Consider the following 18,396-nt stretch of genomic DNA (forward strand, 5'->3'; position numbering starts at 1 on the left):
GGAGGAACCCATGCCCCACCCGGACACCGCCGCCGCGCTCGCCGCGGTGGACACCCACTTCGACGAGTTCGTCGCCGAACTCCAGCAGCTCTGCCGCATCCGCAGCCGCCGGCAGGAGCCCGACCAGATGGCGGCCACCGCCCGGTTCATCGCCGACTCCGTGCACCGCTGGGGCGGCCAGGCCGAGATCATCGAGTGGGAGCAGTCCCACCCGTACGTGCTGGCCGAGATCCCCGGCGCGGGGCAGCGCCGGCTGCTGCACTTCACCCACTACGACGTCGAGGTCGAACCGGCCGGCGACGACGCCGACTGGATCAGCCCGCCGTACGCGGCCGAGATCCACGACGGCCGCCTCTACGCCCGGGGCGTCGCCGACGACAAGGGCGCGCTGATGTCGCGCATCCACGCGGTGGCCGCCTGGCGGCTGGCGGGCCTGACCCCGCCGGTGACCAGCCGGTTCATCTTCGAGGGCAAGCAGTGGCTGCACAGCCCCGGCCTCGGCTCGTTCTGCGCGGCGTACGCCGACCGGCTGGCCAGCGACGCGGCGCTGTGGGAGAACTCGTGGCGCGACGGGCAGGACCGGCCGCTGCTCAAGCTCGCCGAGAAGGGCGTGCTCTACCTGCGGCTCACCGTCCGTACCCTGCCCCGCGACCTGACCAGCCAGAACACCGCGCTGCTGCCGGCCGCGACGGCCCGGCTCGCCGCCGCCCTGGCGCAGTTGCAGCGCCCCGACGGCACGGTCACCGTGCCCGGCTTCGCCGACGACGTCCGCCCGCTCACCGACGCCGAGCGTGACCTGCTCGCCGAGGTGGAGTTCGACGGCGACTTCCTGCGCGAGCGGGCCGGCGTGCGCGGCTTCACCGGCGGTCTCGACGACCGGCAGGCCGCCGTGGCGATCCGCACCGTGCCGACGCTGACCGTCGCCGGCATCGCCGGGGGCGACATGCGCGACGACGTCACCCTCGGCATCCCCGCCACCGCCGCCGCGAAGGTCGAGATCCGGCTGGTGCCCGGCCAGGACCCGCAGCGGGTGCTCGCCGCCGTCCGCGACCACCTCGCCGCCACCGGCTTCGGCGACGTCGACATCGAGGTGATGGCGACGAGCCGGCCGAACATGACCGACCACCGCGACCCGTTCGTCGCCCTGGTCGCCGACGCCGCCCGCCGCGCGTACGGCACCGAACCCGTGATCGAGCCGTACACCCAGTGGATCGGCAACCAGGGGGCCCTCGCCGCCCGGCCCATCGTCGGCGTCGGCGTGTCCCGCGCCGACTCCGGGGTGGACGGGCCCAACGAGAACATCCGCCTCGACGACTACCGCGACGGCATCAGGCACGTCATCGAGGTCATGGCCGCCCTGGCGGTGACCGAGTGACCCGGGTGCGGGGCCACGCCACGCGCGGCTACGTCGACCTGCCCTGGGGCCAGGTCCACTACCGCCACGCCGGGACGCCGGGACACCCGACCCTGCTCGTCGTGCACCAGTCGCCGCTGTCGTCGGCGACCTACGACGTGGCGCTGGCCCCGCTGGCCCGGCGCGGGCTGCGCGTCGTCGCCGTGGACACCCCCGGCTTCGGGATGTCCGACGCCCCGCCGCAGCCGTGGACGATCCCGCAGTACGCCGCCGCGCTCTGGCAGACCGCAGACGCCCTCGGCCTGGACCGGGTGCACCTGCTCGGCCAGCACACCGGCGCGGTGATCGCCGCGGAGGCGGCCCTGCGGGCCCCGCACCGGGTCCGCCGGCTCATCCTGCAGGGGCTGCCGCTCTACGACGACGCCGAACGCGCCCAGAAGAAGGCGACGTACGCCCCCGGCTACACGCCGGAGCGCGACGGGTCGCACCTGCGGGTGATCTGGGACCGCGTCTGGGGGCTCTACCCCCGGCTCAGCCCCGACGAGGCGGACCGGCAGGTCGCCGAGTACCTGCTGACCGGGCCGGACTACGCCACCGCGTACCGGGCCGTCTTCGACCACCGGCTGGACACGGCCGCCCTGGCGGCGGTGCCGACCGTGCTGCTGCACGGGGCCGACGACCTGGTCGACCGGATGACGCCGCAGGTGCGGGCCGCCCTGCCGCACGCCCCGCTGGTCACCATTCCCGGCGGCACCGACTTCGTGGCGGACGAGCAGCCCGAGGCGTTCGCCGACGCCGTGGCCGCCCAGTGCGACCTCGACGCCCCGGCGGTGACCCCGTGACCCGGTCCCATGTCCGGCGCTGAACCCGCCGCCGCGGCGGCGCCACCGGTGGTGGGCCCACCACCGGTGGAACCGGCCGCGCTCGCCGCCGGGCTGGGCGCGGTCTACCTGCTGTGGGGCTCCACCTACCTGGGCAACCGGGTGGCCCTGGAGAGCCTGCCGCCGATGGTCTCCACCGCCGGCCGGTTCCTCGCCGCCGGGGCCCTGGTGCTCGCGGTGGTCGCGGCCCGCAACGGAGCGGACCGGCTGCGGCTGCCCCGCGACCGGTGGCCCGGCGTGCTGGCCGGCGGCCTCCTCATGGTCGGGGCGGGCAGTGCCCTGCTCGCCGTCGGCCAGCAGTACGTGTCGTCCGGCCTGGCCTCCCTGCTCGTCGCCGCGATGCCGCTGTGGGTGCTGGCGATCCGCCTCGGCGGCGGGCAGCGCCCCCGGCCGGCGGCCGTGGTGGGGGTCCTCGGCGGACTCGCCGGGCTGGCCCTGCTGGTGCTCGCCGGTGACCAGCGCCTGCACCTGGCCGGGATCGCCACCATCGTGGCGTCCACCATGGTCTGGGCGGCCGGCTCGACGCTGACCCAACGGCTGCCCGCCCCGGCCGACCACCTGGTCGGCACCGGCTGGCAGATGCTCGCCGGCGGCGCGGCCGTGGCGGTGGCCGCCCTGCCCGCCGGCGAGTGGCATCGCCTGCGCCTGGCCGAGGTCACCGGCCGTTCCTGGGTCGCCTGGACCTACCTGATGCTGGTCTGCACCGTCGTCGGGTTCAGCGTCTACACCTGGCTGCTGCGCCGCGCGCCCCTGCAACTCGTGGCCACGTACGCCTACGTGAACCCGGTGATCGCGGTGCTGCTGGGCATGGTGGTGCTCGACGAGCGGCTCACCGGCCGGCAGGTGCTCGCCGGTGCCGTCGTGCTCGCCTCGGTGGCGCTCGTCGTCGCCGTGGAACGGCAGCGGCAGTTGCGAGGATTGCCGCCGGGCACCCCCGCGACACCACCGTGACCGGCGGTGACCCTTCCGCCCGCGTCCGCCCACAGTGAGGACAGACATGACCACCACCCCCCTCGCCGCACCCGATGACCGGCGGGTCCGCTCCGGCCTCGGCCGGGCCCTCGACGTCATCAACATCATCGCCACCCGGGCACCGGAGACCCTCGGGGTGTCCACCATCGCCCGCGAGCTGGGGCTGCCGAAGGCGGTCGCGTACCGGATCCTGAAGGAGCTGGCCGCCGACGAATTCCTCGACTTCGACGAGGACACCAAGCGCTACCGGCTCGGCGCCGGGGCGCTCGCGGTGGGCCTGGCCGCCCTGCGCGCGCTGGACGTCCCGGAGATCGCCCGCCGGTACCTGGTCCGGCTGGTCCGTCGCACCGGCGAGACCGCCACCCTGTCGGTGCGGCAGGGCTCGATCCGGGTCTACATCGACCAGGTGCTCTCCCCGCACGAGGTCCGCATGTCGGTGTCCCTGGGCACCAGCCACCCGCTGCACTCCGGCTCGTCGTCCAAGGCCATCCTCGCGGCGCTGCCCGCCGTGGAGCTCGACGAGTACCTGGCCCAGCCGCTGGAGCGGGTCACCCCCTCGACCATCACCGATCCGGCCGTGCTGCGCGACGAGCTGGCCCACATCCGCCGGCAGGGCTACGCGGTGAGCATCGGGGAGCGGCAGAACGGCGCGGGCAGCGTCGCCGCCGCCATCCGGTACGGCACCGGCCAGGTCTTCGGCTCCATCTCCCTGTGCGGGCCGCAGGACCGGTTCACCCGGCAGGTCTGCGCCGACCACGGGGCGCTGGTGGCCGCCGCAGCCGCCGACATCTCCGCCGAGCTGGGCTACCACCCGCCGGCCGACCGGGCAGAGGGGTGACCGCCGTGACCACACCGACCACGCCCGCCGACGGCCCGCTCGCCGGGCTGCGCGTGCTGGACGCCTCCACGATCCTCGCCGGGCCGCTGTGCTGCCAGATCCTCGGCGACTTCGGCGCCGACGTCGTGAAGATCGAGCACCCGACCGCCGGGGACAGCATGCGCGGGCACGGCAAGGCCAAGGACGGCCACCCGCTGTGGTGGAAGGAGATCTCCCGCAACAAGCGCACGATCGGGCTGAGCCTGTCCGCCCCGGAGGGCGCGGCGCTGCTGCTGCGCCTGGCCGCCCGGGCCGACGTGCTCGTGGAGAACTTCCGCCCCGGCACCCTGGAGCGCTGGGGGATCGGCCCGGCGCAGCTGCACGCGGTCAACCCCGGCCTGGTCATCGCCCGGATCACCGGCTTCGGCCAGACCGGCCCGTACGCCTCCCGCGCCGGCTTCGGCACCCTCGCCGAGGCGATGAGCGGCTTCGCCCACCTCACCGGCGCCGCCGACGGCCCGCCCACCCTGCCCGCGTTCGGCCTGGCCGACAGCATCTGCGGCATCGCCGCCTCCTCGGCGGTGCTGATGGCGCTGCGCCACCGCGACCGCACCGGCGAGGGTCAGGTCGTCGACCTGAGCCTGCTGGAGCCGATCATGACGGCGGTCGGTCCCGGCCCGACCGTCTACGACCAGCTCGGCGTCGTCGAGCAGCGCAACGGCAACCGGTCGGTCAACAACGCGCCCCGCAACACCTACCGCACCAGCGACGGGGCGTGGGTCGCCGTCTCCACCAGCGCCCAGGCCATCGCCGAACGGGTGCTGCGCCTGGTGGGCCACCCCGAGGTCATCGACGAGCCCTGGTTCCGCACCGGCGCCGGCCGCGCCGGGCACGCCGACGAACTCGACGGGTACGTCGGCGGGTGGATCGCCCAGCGCACCCGCGACGAGGTCAGCCGCGCGTTCGCCGAGGCCGGCGCGGCCGTCGCCCCCGTCTACAGCGCCCGCGACATCGCCGAGGACCCGCACGTGCGGGCCACGGAGATGCTCACCACCGTCGACGACGCCGACCTCGGGCCGGTGCGGATGCACAACGTGATGTGGCGGATGTCCGCGACCCCCGGACGGATCCGCTTCACCGGGCGCGCCCTCGGGGCCGACACCGAATCCCTGCTGATCGACGAACTCGGCTGCGACCCGGCCGAGATCGCCGATCTCCGAGCCCGCCACATCGTCGCCTGACGGCGTGGCCGAACCGCTGAAACGTGAGGAACCGTGACGACCACCGCCCGCCACGCCGACCGGCTGCTCGACGCCGTCCGCGCCGGAGTCGAGATCTACGACCTCGGCCGGCTGCTCTCGATCGGCATGCCCCAGTCGCCGAACCACCCGCCGTTCTGGCTGACCATGCCGCGCCGGCACGGTGACATGGTCCGCGCCGACGGCGGCTCGGCGGCCAACGACCTGCTGGTGATGGGCACCCACGTCGGCACGCACGTCGATGCCCTCGCCCACGTCTCCCACGACGGGCTGCTGCACGGCGGCGCGGACGCCGCCGCCGCCCAGTCCGGCGGGCGGTTCACCGAACTCGGCGTGCACACCGTCGCGCCGATGGTCCGCCGGGGCGTCCTGCTCGACGTCCCCGCCGCCCTCGGTCGGCCCGACTGCCCGGCCGGCTACGAGATCACCCCGGCCGACCTGGACGCCGCCGTCGACCGGCAGGGCACCCCCGTGGAGCCCGGCGACGTGGTGCTGATCCGCAGCGGCTGGGGCCGGCACTTCGACGACCCCGACCGCACCCGCTACGTCGGCCACGACTCCGGCGTGCCGGGCGTGGGTGCCGACGGGGCGCGGTGGCTCGCCGCGCACGGCGTGCACGCCGCCGGGGCCGACACCATCGCCTTCGAGTGCCTGCGCCCCGGCCAGGGGCACAGCAGCCTGCCCGCGCACCGGATCCTCCTGGTCGAGCACGGCGTCTACCTGATCGAGGCGATGGCGCTGGAGGAACTCGCCCGCGACGCGGTGCACGAGTTCACCTTCGTGCTGGCCCCGCTGCCCCTGTACGGGGCCACCGGCTCGCCGGTGCGCCCGCTGGCGGTGGTCGGCCGTGGCTGAGCCGACCCTCGGGCGGGCCCTGGCCGCGTTCGCCGCCGACACGCCCGCCGCCGCGCTGCCCGCCGCCGTCGTCGACAGCGTCCGCCAGCGGGTGCTCGACGTCGTCGGGCTCTGCGTGGCCGCCGTCGACCTGCCGAGCAGCCGGGCCGCCCTGGCGTACGTCCGCGACCAGGGCGGGCGGGGGCAGGCCCGGGCGATCGGGGTGGCCGGCCCGGTGCCCGCCGCGCTGGCCGCGTTCGCCAACGGGGTGCTCGCGCACTCGCTGGACTACGACGACACCCACCTGCCGTCGGTGCTGCACCCGAGCGCGTCGGTGGTGCCTGCCGCGCTCGCCGCCGCCGAACTCACCGGCGCGTCCGGCCGGGAGACCGTCGCCGCCGTCGCGGTGGGCCTGGAGGTGTGCGTGCGGCTCGGCATGGCCGGCTACGACCGCGCCGCCGGCAACTCGGTCTTCTTCGAGCACGGCCAGCACGCCACCTCCATCTGCGGCACCCTCGGCGGGGCGGTCGCCGCCGCCCGGCTGTTCGGGCTGGACGCCGGGCGCACCCTCGACGCGCTGGGCGTGGCCGCCTCCATGGCGGCCGGGCTGATCGAGGCCAACCGCACCGGCGGCACCGTCAAGCGGATCCACTGCGGCTGGGCGGCGCACTCGGCGGTGAGCGCGGCGGCCCTGGCCCGGCACGGCATCACCGGCCCGCCCACCGTCCTGGAGGGCCGGTTCGGTTTCTTCGAGGCGTTCCTGCGCGGCGAGTACGACCCGGCGGAGATCACCGCGGGGCTGGGCGTCGACTGGGCCGTGCCGGACATCTTCTTCAAGCCCTACCCGGCCAACCACTTCACCCACGCGGCCATCGACGCGGCCCTGGCGCTGCGGCGACGCGGCGTACGCCCGCCCGACGTCGAGTCGGTCACCCTCGGCGTGCCCACCCCGGTCATCCGCACCATCGGGCAGCCCATCGACCGCAAGCGCCGCCCCACCACCGGCTACGAGGCCCAGTTCAGCGGCCCGTACGCGGTCGCCGCCGGCCTGCACGGCGGCGGGGTGCTCGGCGTCGGCCCGGACGACTTCACCGACGCCCTCGCCGTCGAGGAGTCCCGCCGGGCCGTGATGGCGCGCGTCGACGTGGTGCCCGACGAGCGCTGCGACGCGATCTTCCCGCACCAGTTCCCGGCCGTGCTGCGCGTGGTCACCCGCGACGGCCGGGAGTGGACCGAGGAGGTCCTGGCCAACCGGGGCGGGCCGGCCCGCCCGCTGACCACCGCCGAGCTGGCCCTGAAGTTCCGGCACAACGTCGCCGGCCGGCTGCCCGCCGACGTCGCCGGGGCCGTCGAGCGGGAGATCGCCGCCCTCGACACCGCCACCGACGTGCGACGACTGGCCGACCTGCTCGCCGCCGCCGCGGCACCCGACACCCGACACCCGACAGGAGTGAGCGCATGACCACCTTCGACCTGCTGCTGCGCAACGTGCGCCTGGTCCGGCACGACCGGCCCGACACCGAGACGGTGGACATCGGCGTCACCGCGGGCACGGTCACCCGCGTCGCGCCGGGCCTCGACCCGGCCGACGCCGCGACCGTGCACGACGGGCAGGGGAAGCTCGCCTTCCCCGGCGTCGTCGACGCCCACCAGCACTGGGGCATCTACAACCCGCTCGCCGAGGACACCGCCTCGGAGAGCCGCGCCAGCGCCCAGGGCGGCGTCACCACCGCCCTGACCTACATGCGCACCGGGCAGTACTACCTCAACCGGGGCGGCCGGTACGAGGACTTCTTCCCCGACGTGCTCGCCGCCAGCGCCGGGCGCTCCCACATCGACTACGGCTTCCACCTGGCCCCGATGATGCGCGAGCACATCGACGAGCTGCCCGACCTGGTCGACCGGTTCGGGGTGACCTCCTTCAAGATCTTCATGTTCTACGGCGGGCACGGCCTGCACGGCCGCTCGGCCGACCAGAACTCGTTCCTGATGATCCCCGAGGGCGAACGCTACGACTACGCCCACTTCGAGTTCGTGATGCGCGGCGTGCAGGCGGCCCGGGAACGCTTCCCCGAGCTGGCCGACCAGATCTCCCTGTCGCTGCACTGCGAGACCGCCGAGATCATGAGCGCCTACACCCGACAGGTGGAGCAGGAGGGCCGGCTGCGCGGGCTGGAGGCGTACCACGCCTCCCGGCCGCCGCACTCCGAGGGGCTCGCCGTCTCCATCGCCTCGTACCTGGCCCACGAGACCGGCCTGCCCACCATCAACCTGCTGCACCTGTCCTCGGCCAAGGCGCTCGACGCGGCCCTGCGGATGGCCGAGGCGTTCCCGCACATCGACTTCCGCCGCGAGGTGACCATCGGGCACCTGCTGGCCGACATCACCACCGCGCACGGCCTCGGCGGCAAGGTGAACCCGCCGCTGCGCCCGCGCGCCGACGTCGAGGCGCTCTGGGCCCACCTCCTCGACGGGCACGTCGACTGGGTGGTCAGCGACCACGCCTGCTGCAAGGACGAGGTCAAGTTCGGCGAGCCCCGCGACGACGTCTTCGTCGCCAAGTCCGGCTTTGGCGGGGCCGAGTATCTGCTGCCCGGCCTGCTCACCGAGGGCCGCCGCCGGGGCCTTCCGCTGTCGCGGGTCGCGGAGCTGACCTCGTGGAACCCGGCCCGCCGCTTCGGCCTGGCCGGCAAGGGCGCCGTCGCCGAGGGCTACGACGCCGACCTCTGCCTGGTCGACACCGACCACACCTGGACGGTACGGGCCGCGGACTCCGAGTCCACCCAGGAGTACACGCCGTTCGAGGGCTTCGAGCTGACCGCCCGGGTCACCGACACCTTCGTCCGGGGCGAGCACGTCCTCGTCGACGGCAAGGTCACCGGCAGCCCCCAGGGTCGCTACGTGCCCCGGGCCGGGCGGTAGCGCCGTGGCAGCTGTCGCCCGCAGCTACCTCTACGTCCCCGGGGACCGGGAGGAACTGCTGCGCAAGGCCCCCGGCCGGGGCGCCGACGCGCTCGTGCTCGACCTGGAGGACGCCGTCACCCCGGCCCGCAAGGCCGAGGCCCGCCGCGCGGTCGCCGCCGCGCTGGCCGCCCCGGCCACCACCGAGACCTGGGTACGGATCAACAGCGACCAGGTCGACGCGGACGTCGCGGTGCTTTCCGCGGCGGCGGCCGGGGTGTGGGTGCCGAAGGCGGAACCGGAGCTGCTGGCCGAGGTCGACCGGGCGCTGGCCGGGGCGGAACGCCGGCTCGGGCTGGCCGAGGCCACCTTCGCGGTCGTTGCCCTGATCGAGACCGCCCGGGGGATCCTCACCTGCCCGCAGGTCGCCGCCGCGCCGAGGGTGCTGCGGCTCGGGCTCGGCGAGGCGGACCTGGCGGGGGAACTGGGCCTGCAACCGGGGCCGGACCGGGCCGAACTCGGCCCGATCCGCTCGCAGGTCGTGGTCGCCTCCGCCGGGGCGCGGATCGTCGCGCCGGTCGGCCCCGTCGAGACGACGCTGCGCGACCCGGACCGGCTGGAGGCCGGCACGCGGACGCTGCTGCGCCAGGGCTTCCGGGCGCGCAGCGCCATCCACCCCGGCCAGCTCGCGACCATCAACGCCGTCTTCACGCCCGGCCCGGCGGAGGTGGCCGCCGCCCGGGAGGTGGTCGACGCGCTGGACCGGGCCGCCCGCGACGGCTCCGGCGTGGCGACCGACGCCCACGGCAGGCTGCTGGACCGGGCGGTGATCCGCGCGGCCACGGAGGTGCTGCGCCGCGCCGAGCGGCACGCCGGCTGAACCGCCCCCGGCCTCAGCCCGCCGGCCGCACGGTGAACGGGGCCCGCAGCAGCGTCTCGTCCCGCGACGACGGGCCGACGAGCAGCGTGAAGTCGCCGGGCTCGACCACCCGCACGCCCCGGCCGTCGACGATGGCGCAGTCGGCGACGGGGACGTCGATCCGCACCGTGGCGCTCCGCCCGGGCTCCAGCTCCACCTGCCGGAACGCCTTCAGCTCCTTGTCCGCCCAGCTCACGGAGGTGACGTCGTCGCTGACGTACGCCTGGACGGTCTCCAGGACCGGCCGGGTCCCGGTGTTGCGGACGGTGACCTCGGCGCGGACGGTGTCCGTCGGCGCGAGGTCGCCCGGGGCGACCCGCAGGTCGGCGTACTCGACGGTCGTGTACGACAGGCCGTCGCCGAAGGCGAAGGCGGGGCGCTGGGTCAGGTCGGCGTAGCGGGAGCCGTGCTGGCCACGGATCTGGTTGTAGTAGGTGGGCTGCTGCCCGACGTGCCGGGCGAACGAGATGGGCAGCCGCCCGGCGGGCTCGACGAGGCCGAGCAGCAGCTCGGCGATCGCCCGGCCGCCCCGCATGCCCGGGTTGGCCACCCAGAGCAGGGCGGCGGCGTCGAGCGCCGAGTCGGGCAGCACCAGCGGCTTGGACGCGAGCAGCACGACGACCATCGGCGTGCCGGTCGCGGCGAGGGCGTCCAGCAGGGCGATCTGCCCGCCGACCAGGTTGAGCGTCGCGGTGCTGCACCCCTCGCCGACCAGCTCGATGCGGTCGCCGACGACCGCGACGACGTAGTCGGCCCCCTCGGCGGCGGCGACCGCCTCGGCGATCAGCGCCGTGTCCGGCGGGCAGGGCAGGACGACCTGCGGGCGGGGCTGGCCGTCGGGGAACAGCGCCCCCTCGGGGTCGGGGGCCATGGTGAGGATGTCGGCGCCGCGCGCGTGGGTGACCGCCCAGCCGGCGGGCACGTGGGCGCGCAGCCCGTCGAGGACCGTGGTGATCATGTCGCGGGGCTGGCCGTCGCGCATCCAGTCGGCCTGCCCGGAGGAGCCGGCCCAGTCGCCGAGCTGGGTCTGCGCGTCGTCGGCGAGCGGGCCGACAACCGCGACCGTGCGCGGCGGGCCGCCGTCGCCCCGGGCGCGCCCGGCGTCGTCGGCCGCGAACCCGCCCGCGAGCGGGAGCACTCCGTCGTTGCGCAGCAGCACCAGCGACCGGCGGGCGACCTCCAGGTTGAGCGCGGCGTGCGGCGCGCTGCCGATCACCGCGCGTTGCCGGGCGACGTCGGGCCGGCGGGGGTCCTCGAACAGGCCCAGCTCGAACTTCAGGGCCAGGATGCGGGAGACGGCGTCGTCGAGGTCCGACTCGACCAGCAGGCCCCGCGCGACCGCGTCCTGGGCGCCCTGGAAGAACTGCGGGGTGGTCATGATCATGTTGTTGCCGGCGCGGACGGCCGCGGCGGCGGCGTGCGCGTGGTCGGGCTGCACCCGCTGCTCCCAGACCATCCGGCCCACGTTGTCCCAGTCGGTGACGAGCATGCCCGTCCAGCCCCACTCGCCGCGCAGCACGTCGGTCAGGAGCCAGTCGTTGACGGTGATCGGCACGCCGTCGGTGCTCTGGTAGCCGAGCATGAACGTGCGGCACCCCTCGCGCGCCACCCGCTCGAACGGCGGCAGGAACCACGCGCGCAGCTTGCGCCGCGACAGGTCCGCCTCGGTGGCGTCCCGGCCGCCCTGGGTCTCGGAGTAGCCGGCGAAGTGCTTGGCGGTGGCCAGGACGGCGGTCGGGTCGGCCAGGTCCTCGCCCTGGTAGCCGCGCACCATCGCGGCGGCCAGCTCACCGATCAGGAACGGGTCCTCGCCGAACGTCTCGTCGACCCGGCCCCAGCGCAGGTCCCGGGCGATGCACAGCACGGGGGAGAAGGTCCAGTGCACGCCGGTCGGGGCCACCTCGACGGCGGTGACGCGCCCGACCCGCTCGACGAGCTCCGGCGACCAGGTGGCGGCCATGCCGAGCTGGGTGGGGAAGATCGTCGCGCCGGGGAAGAACGAGTGCCCGTGGATGCAGTCCTCGCCGACCAGCAGCGGGATGCGCAGCCGGGTGCGCGCGGTCAGCTCGTGCGCCTCGACCACCCGCGCGGGGGAGGTGTGCAGGATGGACCCGACGTGCCTGCCCAGGATGTGGTCGGCCAGGTCGCCGTGGGAGTCGAGCTGCATCATCTGGCCGACCTTCTCCGCCAGGCTCATCCGCCCGAGCAGGTGGGCCACCCGCTGCGCGGTCGGCCGGGTCGGGTCCAGGTGGGGCAGGTCGTCGCTGATCGGGTCTGCGATGCTCCGGGACGCGGTCACCGCCCGACCGTACACACCTCGGCCGGTCCCGTGTGGACGCAGAGGGCAACTTCGCGCACAGACGCCGGCTCCCGCGCCGACTACCGTCGGCCCTGACCGCCTGCCCACGGGCCCGGACCGGTCGGACGAGGGGAGCAAGCCCATGGTGTTCCCGGCGCTGCAATGGCCGATGACGCTGGCCCTGATGGCCGTGACGTCCTACCACGGGTTCCGGTTCCTGGGCCCGGCGTCCGCGCGGGCGGGATCGGGTCGGGCCGCCCGGTGCCGGATCGCCGAGGGCGTGCACCTGCTCATGGGCGTGGCGATGACCGCGATGGTGTGGGCGCTCGGGGTGCCGCAGGCGGTGTGGCTCGTCCTGTTCGTGCCGGCCGGGGTCTGGTTCGCGGCGCTGACCGCACGCCGCCCGGCGGCACTCGGCTCGCGGGCGGCCACCGGATACTTCGCCCTCACCTCGGCGGCGATGGTGTGGATGACCGGCCTGCCGGGCGGCCACGCCGGGCCGCACGGCCAGCACGGCGCGGCCACGTCGGCGGGCTGGTGGCCGCCGCTGGTCAGCCTGGCCCTGGGCGGGTACCTGCTGCTCGCCGCGGGCTGGTGGGCGGCCCGGGGCGTACGCCTGACCCCGGCCTGGCGCGACCACGTGCCCGCCGGCCGACCGGGGGTGGCCGGGGCGCGGGCCGAGGGCCTCTGCCACGCCACGATGGGCGTGGTGATGGGCCTCATGCTGCTGGCGACGGTGTAGGCGTGCAGTTCTGCGTGTCTTCTTCGTGGTGTGGGCCGCGCCGCGCCGGTTGACTCGACGGCAGGTCACGCACGGCGCGACGGGGGCGTCGACGGACCCACGGTTCCCACTCAGCACCAGGAGCGGCACATGCCCTACGTCACGGTCGGCGAAGAGAACAGCGGCGACATCGACATCTACTACGAGGACCACGGCACCGGCGCGCCCGTCGTGCTCATCCACGGCTACCCGCTCGACGGGGCGTCCTGGGAGAAGCAGTCGCGGGAGCTGCTCGCGGCCGGCTACCGGGTGATCACGTACGACCGGCGCGGGTTCGGCAAGTCGAGCCAGCCGACCGTCGGCTACGACTACGACACTTTCACCGCCGACCTGCACACCCTGCTGGAGCACCTGGACCTGCGCGACGTCGTGCTGGTCGGCTTCTCGATGGGCACCGGCGAGGTGACCCGCTACCTCGGCACCTACGGTTCGGGCCGGGTGCGCAAGGCGGTGCTGATGGGCGCGGTGCCGCCGTTCCTGCTCAAGACCGACGACAACCCCGAGGGCGTCGACGCGCAGGTCTTCGCCGACATCAAGGCGGCGGTGGTGGCCGACCGGCCCGCGTACTTCAAGAGCTTCCTCGACAACTTCTACAACGTCGACGTGCTGGGCGGCACCCGGATCAGCGACGAGGCCTGGCAGAACAGCTTCATCACCGCGGTCGGCGCGTCGGCGTACGCCGCGTACGCCTGCGTCGACACCTGGCTGACCGACTTCCGCGCCGACCTCGGCAAGATCGACGTGCCGACGCTGCTGCTGCACGGCGACGCCGACCGGATCCTGCCGATCGACGCCACCGCCAACCGGCTGCCGGAGCTGATCGCCGACCTGCGCTACGAGGTGATCCCGGGCGGCCCGCACAACATCGCCTGGACGCACCCGGAGCTGGTCAACCGCTACCTGCTCGACTTCATCGCCGCGTGAGCGGTCCGGCCTCGCCCACGGTGGTGCCGGCGCACGGCGCGTGCGCCGCCCCACTCACCTGAACGGAGAACAACCATGGCCGTTGTCGACGGCATCCTCGACTCCACGGACCGCAAGACCACCGGCGAGGCGCTGCAGCAGGCGCTGGCCGACCTGATCAACCTGGGGATGCTGGCCAAGCAGGCGCACTGGAACCTGGTCGGTCCCCACTTCCGCAGCCTGCACCTGCAACTCGACGAGCTGGCCGACCTCGCCCGCCGGTACGCCGACGAGGTGGCCGAGCGGGCCGCCGCCGTCGGGTTCAACCCCGACGGGCGGGCCGCGACGGTCGCCGCCCAGTCGATGCTGCCGACCCTCGACCACGGCGACGTCGAGGAGGGCACCGCCGTCGAGGTCGTGGTCGACGCGCTGTTCGCCCTGATCCGCACGTTGCGTCAGGCGGTGGCCGACACCGCGACCAGCGACCCGATCTCGCAGGACCTGCTCATCGGGGCCACCGCCGCCGTGGAGCAGCAGCACTGGCTGTTCCGCGCCCAGCGCTGACCCCACCCGCCGCGCCCGCCTCCGCTCCCGGGGGCGGGCGCGGTCGTCGTCAGTCCTCGTCGGCTGGGCTGGGGCGGTTCTGCGCGCGCGGAAACCGGGGTGAATCTTGGAAGATTTCGGCCCCCAGAGGGGCCCATTGCTTCCAAGATCTCCTACCTCCGGCCCGCGCCAGCCCGCGTCGGCGTCGGCGCGGCGTCGGGGTGCGCGGTCGCGCCGGGGCGGGCGGCGTGGGTCTGGCGTCGCCGCAGCACCAGCCACGTGCCGAGGATGATCAGGGAGATCAGCGGCGCCGGGTGGCCGAGCAGCGCGGCGACGGTGAGGTCGGCGGCCACGCCGACGACGGTGGCCACGAAGACCCAGCGCGGCGCGGTCCCGGCGACCTGCCGCCGGTCCGCCGGCATCCAGCGGGTCGTCGACCAGGGCTTGGCCACGGACACCCAGGCCTGGAAGGCGATGGCGCCGGCCATCAGCGCCGAGCCGACGGCCAGCGGCACGGCGGGACCCCGCGCGCCGGTGGTGGCCGCCGCCGCCGAGTCGGCCAGTGCCGAGCCGAGGACGAAGATCCCGAGGTGGAGCTGGACCAGGGTGATCACGAACTTCACCAGCACCCAGCGGTAGCGGAAGAAACCCCAACCGGTGGCGGCGGCGAGCATGAACCCGGTGAACGCCGAGGCGTTGGCCAGCGGCGCGAGCAGGCGTCCGTCGAGCACCTGCGCCATGGACGTGGCGGCGACGGCCACGTCCCGGTCGGGCGTGGTGAGGCTGGTGGTGAGCAGCACGCAGAGGGCGAGGGCCTGCGCCATCCAGCCCACCGACGTCGTCACGTGCAGCCACAGCGCGAGCTGACGCCAGCGCCGTACGGAGAGTGAAGCCATGGGCCCACGCTCGCAGCGGGCCGCTCGCCCGGCCAGGGGAGAAAACCCGGGACCGGTGGGCCGGCCGCCCCGGACCCTCTTCAGGGGACCCCCTACGGAAGTCGGGTGGGGGCGCAGCTCCGGGCGGGGGCGAGCCGGCGCGGCGAGGGCGCGCGGTTGACGGACGGTCACGGCTCACACGCTGTCGGCTACCCGACACCCGCTGTCCCGATGGGTGAGACGCGTCTTGCTACCCTACTAATCCTATCGGCAGGATAGGGAATCGAAGATCGGTGCGTACGCACTGGTCAATGACCTGCCGCGGTCGAGGACGACGCGGCCCGCGTACCGAAAGATGGGATGTCGATGACCGTCACGCACCCTGTCGTCGCCGAGGAGGTCGCGCTCGGCGGCGGGCGGTCGCCCGCCCCGCCGGGCCGCCCGCCCGCCGCCGACGTCGTGGGACGCCTCACCCGGCCGCTGCCCGCGCTGCTGCTCGTCGGCCTGCTCGCGGCCGGCTGGCAGCTCATGGCCGACGCCTCCGGCAGCGCGCTGATCCCCGGCCTCGGCGACGTCGCCCGCAACCTGGTCGACATCGCCGCCAGCGGCGCGCTGTGGGACAACGTCCGGGTCACCCTCACCCGCGTCGCGTTGGGCTTCGCGGCGGCGTTCGTCGTCTCCGTCGCCGCCGGCATCGCGATGGGCCGCAGCGAGTGGCTGCGCCGCTTCCTGGAGCCCGCCGTCCTCATCGGACTGGCCACCCCCGGCCTGGTCAAGGCCCTGCTGTGCGTGATCTGGTTCGGGGTGAGCCTGCTCAACCCGATCCTCACCGTGGCGCTCGCGGCGGCCCCCGCGCTGACCATCAACGTCGCGCAGGGCGTCCGCTCGGTCGACCCGGCGCTGGGCGAGATGGCGCACGTCTACCGCCTCGACGCGCTGACCCGGCTGCGGTACGTGTGGCTGCCCGCCATCGTCCCCGACCTGTTCACCGGGGCGCGGCTGGGCATCGCGATGGCCTGGAAGGTCATCGTGCTGGTGGAGATCTTCGGCCTCGCCGACGGCGTCGGCTACCAGCTCAACCTGGAGTTCTCCCAGCACAACGTGGCCGGCGTGCTCGCCTGGACCGTCGCCTTCGCGCTGGTCATGGCCGCCATCGAGTACGGGCTGCTGCAGACCCTGGAACGGCGCGCGGTGCGCTGGCGGCGGGTGGCGCTGCGATGAGCGTGCGGATCAGCCTCGACGGCGTCGACAAGGCGTTCACCAACCGGCGCACCGGCGAGCGGCAGCAGATCTTCCGCGACTTCTCCCTCACCCTCGCGCCCGACGAGCTGGTCGCCGTCGTCGGCGGCTCCGGCACCGGCAAGACGACCCTGATGCACCTGATCGCCGGCCTGGAACGCCCCGATGCGGGCACCGTCTCCACCGGCGGCGGGCGGCCCCGCCTCGGCATGGTGTTCCAGCAGCCCCGCCTGCTGGACTGGACCTCCGTCGAGACCAACGTGCGGCTCGCCGCGACCGCGGCCGGCGTCGACGCCGCCGAGGTCGCCCCGATCCTCGCCGCCGTCGGCCTGACCGAGTACGCCCGGTCGTACCCGTCGGTGCTCTCCGGCGGGCAGCGCCAGCGCGTCGCCGTGGCCCGCGCGTTCGTCGTACGCCCGGAGGTGCTGCTGCTCGACGAGCCGTTCAGCGCGCTGGACGAGCTGACCGCCCGCCGCCTGCGGCTGCTGCTGCAACAGCTCTGGCTGCGCACCCCGCGCACCGGCCTGCTGGTCACCCACAACGCGCTGGAGGCGGCCTTCCTCGCCGACCGGGTGGTGGTCCTCGGCGGACGCCCCGCCGAGGTGGTGCGGGAGTACCGCATCGACCGCCCGCGCCCCCGCAGCCCCGAGGACCCCGAACTGTTCGACGTGCACCGCCGCATCGTCGCCGCCCTCACCTGAGCCCGCCCCATCCCCGGCGCGGCCACCGGCCCGCCGCCCTCACCCCTCGGGCCGGGCACCCACCTGATCCACCCTGGAAGGAACCACCGTGTCCACGACACCCCTCACCCGACGATCCCTGCTGCGCGCCGCCGGGCTCCTCGCCGGCGGCGCCGGCGCGGCCACCCTGCTGACCGCGTGCGGCGCCGACGAGCCGGCCGCCGCCGGTGGCGGCGGCACCCGCAGCGCCAAGGTGCAGCCCCGCAGCCCCGGCACGGCGGGGGCGATCCGCGACTCCGTCGCCGAGCAGTTCGGCCTGGAGGCCAAGCACGGGCTCCGCCTCGACCGCAAGGCCGGCGGCGGCCCCGGCGCGGGGCAGGAGCAGCTGCTCACCGGCGTGCTCGACATCTACGCGTTCGGCCCGCTGGGCGCGACCGAGGTGAACACCAGCGGCCACGACGTGGTCATCGTCGGGCCGTCGCTGTGGAACCACGGCCGCTGGATCGTCCCGGCCGACAGCCCGTACCAGAGCATCGCCGACCTCAAGGGCAGGAAGGTCGGCGTGCAGCCGCCCAGCAGCGACACCTACCGGGCCGCGGCCCTGGCCTCGGCGGTCAACGGCATCCGCTTCGACCGGGAGTTCAAGCTGTTCACCGGGCAGCCCATCGCCAACCTCGCGCTCTACGAACGCGGCGACCTCGACGCGATCATCGCGATCGAGCCCAACGCCACCCGCCTCGTCGGCTCCGGCAACCGGCAGCTCGCCTCCGTCGGCGAGTTGTGGCAGAAGGGGACCGGCGACAGCAGCCCGCTGTTCCTCAACGGCACCGCCGTGCGCCGCGACTGGCTGGCCGCCAACCGGGAGACCGCGAAGGCGTACGTCGACTTCACCCTGGAGGCCTGGCGGCTGATCAAGCAGGACCCGGCCCTGATCGGGAAGTACCACGCCGACTACGGCGTCCCCGCCGAGGAGAAGAAGGCCATCGAGCTGCTGCCGGAGCGGCTCGCCCCCGTCTACGCCGACGTGTGGGACGACACCGTCTTCGCCAACCTGGAGAAGCAGATCGACCTGGCCATCGAGGTCGGCGTGCTGAAGAAGCGGGCCGACAAGCCGGTGTACGAGAAGCTCTGAGCCGACG

17 protein-coding genes are annotated in these 18,396 nt (G+C 74.6%); 15 read left to right on the forward strand and 2 right to left on the reverse strand.

Going from position 1 to position 18,396, the window contains the following annotated elements; genetic code table 11:
* The first annotated feature begins 10 nt into the window (after nucleotides 1-10).
* From LPA42_RS12715 to LPA42_RS12755, 9 genes are read left to right on the forward strand one after another with little or no spacing between them, the layout of a single operon-like run.
* Complete coding sequence (locus tag LPA42_RS12715) at nucleotides 11-1,375, forward strand: M20/M25/M40 family metallo-hydrolase (RefSeq protein ID WP_077939775.1); 1,365 nt, start codon at nucleotides 11-13, stop codon at nucleotides 1,373-1,375.
* A complete protein-coding gene (locus LPA42_RS12720; RefSeq protein WP_077939776.1) occupies nucleotides 1,372-2,196 on the forward strand; it encodes an alpha/beta fold hydrolase in 825 nt (274 codons plus the stop codon). Before LPA42_RS12715 ends, LPA42_RS12720 begins: the two co-directional genes overlap by 4 nt.
* A gap of 9 nt (nucleotides 2,197-2,205) precedes the next feature.
* Nucleotides 2,206-3,186: an EamA family transporter gene (locus LPA42_RS12725; protein WP_077939777.1), complete on the forward strand. Its 981-nt coding sequence runs from the start codon at nucleotides 2,206-2,208 to the stop codon at nucleotides 3,184-3,186.
* A 46-nt stretch (nucleotides 3,187-3,232) separates the two neighbouring features.
* Nucleotides 3,233-4,045, forward strand: coding sequence for an IclR family transcriptional regulator (locus tag LPA42_RS12730; RefSeq protein WP_077939778.1), 813 nt, complete (start codon nucleotides 3,233-3,235; stop codon nucleotides 4,043-4,045).
* Between the two features lie 5 nt (nucleotides 4,046-4,050).
* Nucleotides 4,051-5,265 carry a CaiB/BaiF CoA-transferase family protein gene (locus LPA42_RS12735; protein ID WP_228986568.1) on the forward strand — a complete coding sequence of 405 codons (1,215 nt, stop codon included), beginning with the start codon at nucleotides 4,051-4,053 and terminating at the stop codon, nucleotides 5,263-5,265.
* Between the two features lie 33 nt (nucleotides 5,266-5,298).
* Nucleotides 5,299-6,138, forward strand: a complete 840-nt coding sequence (locus tag LPA42_RS12740; protein ID WP_077939782.1) for a cyclase family protein — start codon at nucleotides 5,299-5,301, stop codon at nucleotides 6,136-6,138.
* The gene (locus tag LPA42_RS12745; RefSeq protein ID WP_228986569.1) at nucleotides 6,131-7,579 is read left to right on the forward strand and encodes an MmgE/PrpD family protein; all 1,449 of its coding nucleotides are present in this window, start codon (nucleotides 6,131-6,133) and stop codon (nucleotides 7,577-7,579) included. The genes LPA42_RS12740 and LPA42_RS12745 overlap by 8 nt, the downstream gene beginning before the upstream one ends.
* On the forward strand, nucleotides 7,576-9,039 hold the full coding sequence (locus tag LPA42_RS12750; RefSeq protein ID WP_077939783.1) for a dihydroorotase family protein: 1,464 nt from the start codon (nucleotides 7,576-7,578) through the stop codon (nucleotides 9,037-9,039). Before LPA42_RS12745 ends, LPA42_RS12750 begins: the two co-directional genes overlap by 4 nt.
* 4 nt (nucleotides 9,040-9,043) lie before the next feature.
* Nucleotides 9,044-9,898, forward strand: a complete 855-nt coding sequence (locus LPA42_RS12755; RefSeq protein ID WP_077939784.1) for a CoA ester lyase — start codon at nucleotides 9,044-9,046, stop codon at nucleotides 9,896-9,898.
* Between the two features lie 13 nt (nucleotides 9,899-9,911).
* Here the strand turns inward: LPA42_RS12755 and LPA42_RS12760 are convergent, their stop codons facing one another.
* Nucleotides 9,912-12,236 (reverse strand): glycoside hydrolase family 3 N-terminal domain-containing protein, encoded by a 2,325-nt coding sequence (locus tag LPA42_RS12760; protein ID WP_228986570.1) that lies wholly within the window; start codon nucleotides 12,234-12,236, stop codon nucleotides 9,912-9,914.
* A 142-nt stretch (nucleotides 12,237-12,378) separates the two neighbouring features.
* Here LPA42_RS12760 and LPA42_RS12765 point away from each other — a divergent pair, with 142 nt between their 5' ends.
* The 3 genes from LPA42_RS12765 to LPA42_RS12775 all read left to right on the forward strand — a co-directional run bounded on the left by LPA42_RS12765 (nucleotide 12,379) and on the right by LPA42_RS12775 (nucleotide 14,484).
* Nucleotides 12,379-12,978: a DUF5134 domain-containing protein gene (locus LPA42_RS12765; protein ID WP_158229493.1), complete on the forward strand. Its 600-nt coding sequence runs from the start codon at nucleotides 12,379-12,381 to the stop codon at nucleotides 12,976-12,978.
* 129 nt (nucleotides 12,979-13,107) lie between these two features.
* Entirely contained in the window at nucleotides 13,108-13,941 is an 834-nt protein-coding gene (locus LPA42_RS12770) for an alpha/beta fold hydrolase (RefSeq protein WP_077939786.1), read from the forward strand.
* A 75-nt stretch (nucleotides 13,942-14,016) separates the two neighbouring features.
* On the forward strand, nucleotides 14,017-14,484 hold the full coding sequence (locus LPA42_RS12775; RefSeq protein WP_077939787.1) for a Dps family protein: 468 nt from the start codon (nucleotides 14,017-14,019) through the stop codon (nucleotides 14,482-14,484).
* Nucleotides 14,485-14,636: 152 nt separating this feature from the next.
* Here LPA42_RS12775 and LPA42_RS12780 read toward each other — a convergent pair whose 3' ends face one another.
* Entirely contained in the window at nucleotides 14,637-15,359 is a 723-nt protein-coding gene (locus LPA42_RS12780) for a hypothetical protein (protein ID WP_077939788.1), read from the reverse strand.
* 345 nt (nucleotides 15,360-15,704) lie between these two features.
* Here LPA42_RS12780 and LPA42_RS12785 point away from each other — a divergent pair, with 345 nt between their 5' ends.
* The 3 genes from LPA42_RS12785 to LPA42_RS12795 all read left to right on the forward strand — a co-directional run bounded on the left by LPA42_RS12785 (nucleotide 15,705) and on the right by LPA42_RS12795 (nucleotide 18,389).
* Nucleotides 15,705-16,559 carry an ABC transporter permease gene (locus tag LPA42_RS12785; protein WP_198956743.1) on the forward strand — a complete coding sequence of 285 codons (855 nt, stop codon included), beginning with the start codon at nucleotides 15,705-15,707 and terminating at the stop codon, nucleotides 16,557-16,559.
* On the forward strand, nucleotides 16,556-17,278 hold the full coding sequence (locus tag LPA42_RS12790) for an ABC transporter ATP-binding protein (protein ID WP_077939789.1): 723 nt from the start codon (nucleotides 16,556-16,558) through the stop codon (nucleotides 17,276-17,278). The genes LPA42_RS12785 and LPA42_RS12790 overlap by 4 nt, the downstream gene beginning before the upstream one ends.
* 88 nt (nucleotides 17,279-17,366) lie before the next feature.
* Nucleotides 17,367-18,389: an ABC transporter substrate-binding protein gene (locus tag LPA42_RS12795; protein WP_158229494.1), complete on the forward strand. Its 1,023-nt coding sequence runs from the start codon at nucleotides 17,367-17,369 to the stop codon at nucleotides 18,387-18,389.
* Nucleotides 18,390-18,396 lie beyond the last annotated feature (7 nt).

This window comes from Micromonospora sp. DH13 (assembly GCF_020873825.1).
GTDB classification, from domain to species: domain Bacteria; phylum Actinomycetota; class Actinomycetes; order Mycobacteriales; family Micromonosporaceae; genus Micromonospora; species Micromonospora haikouensis.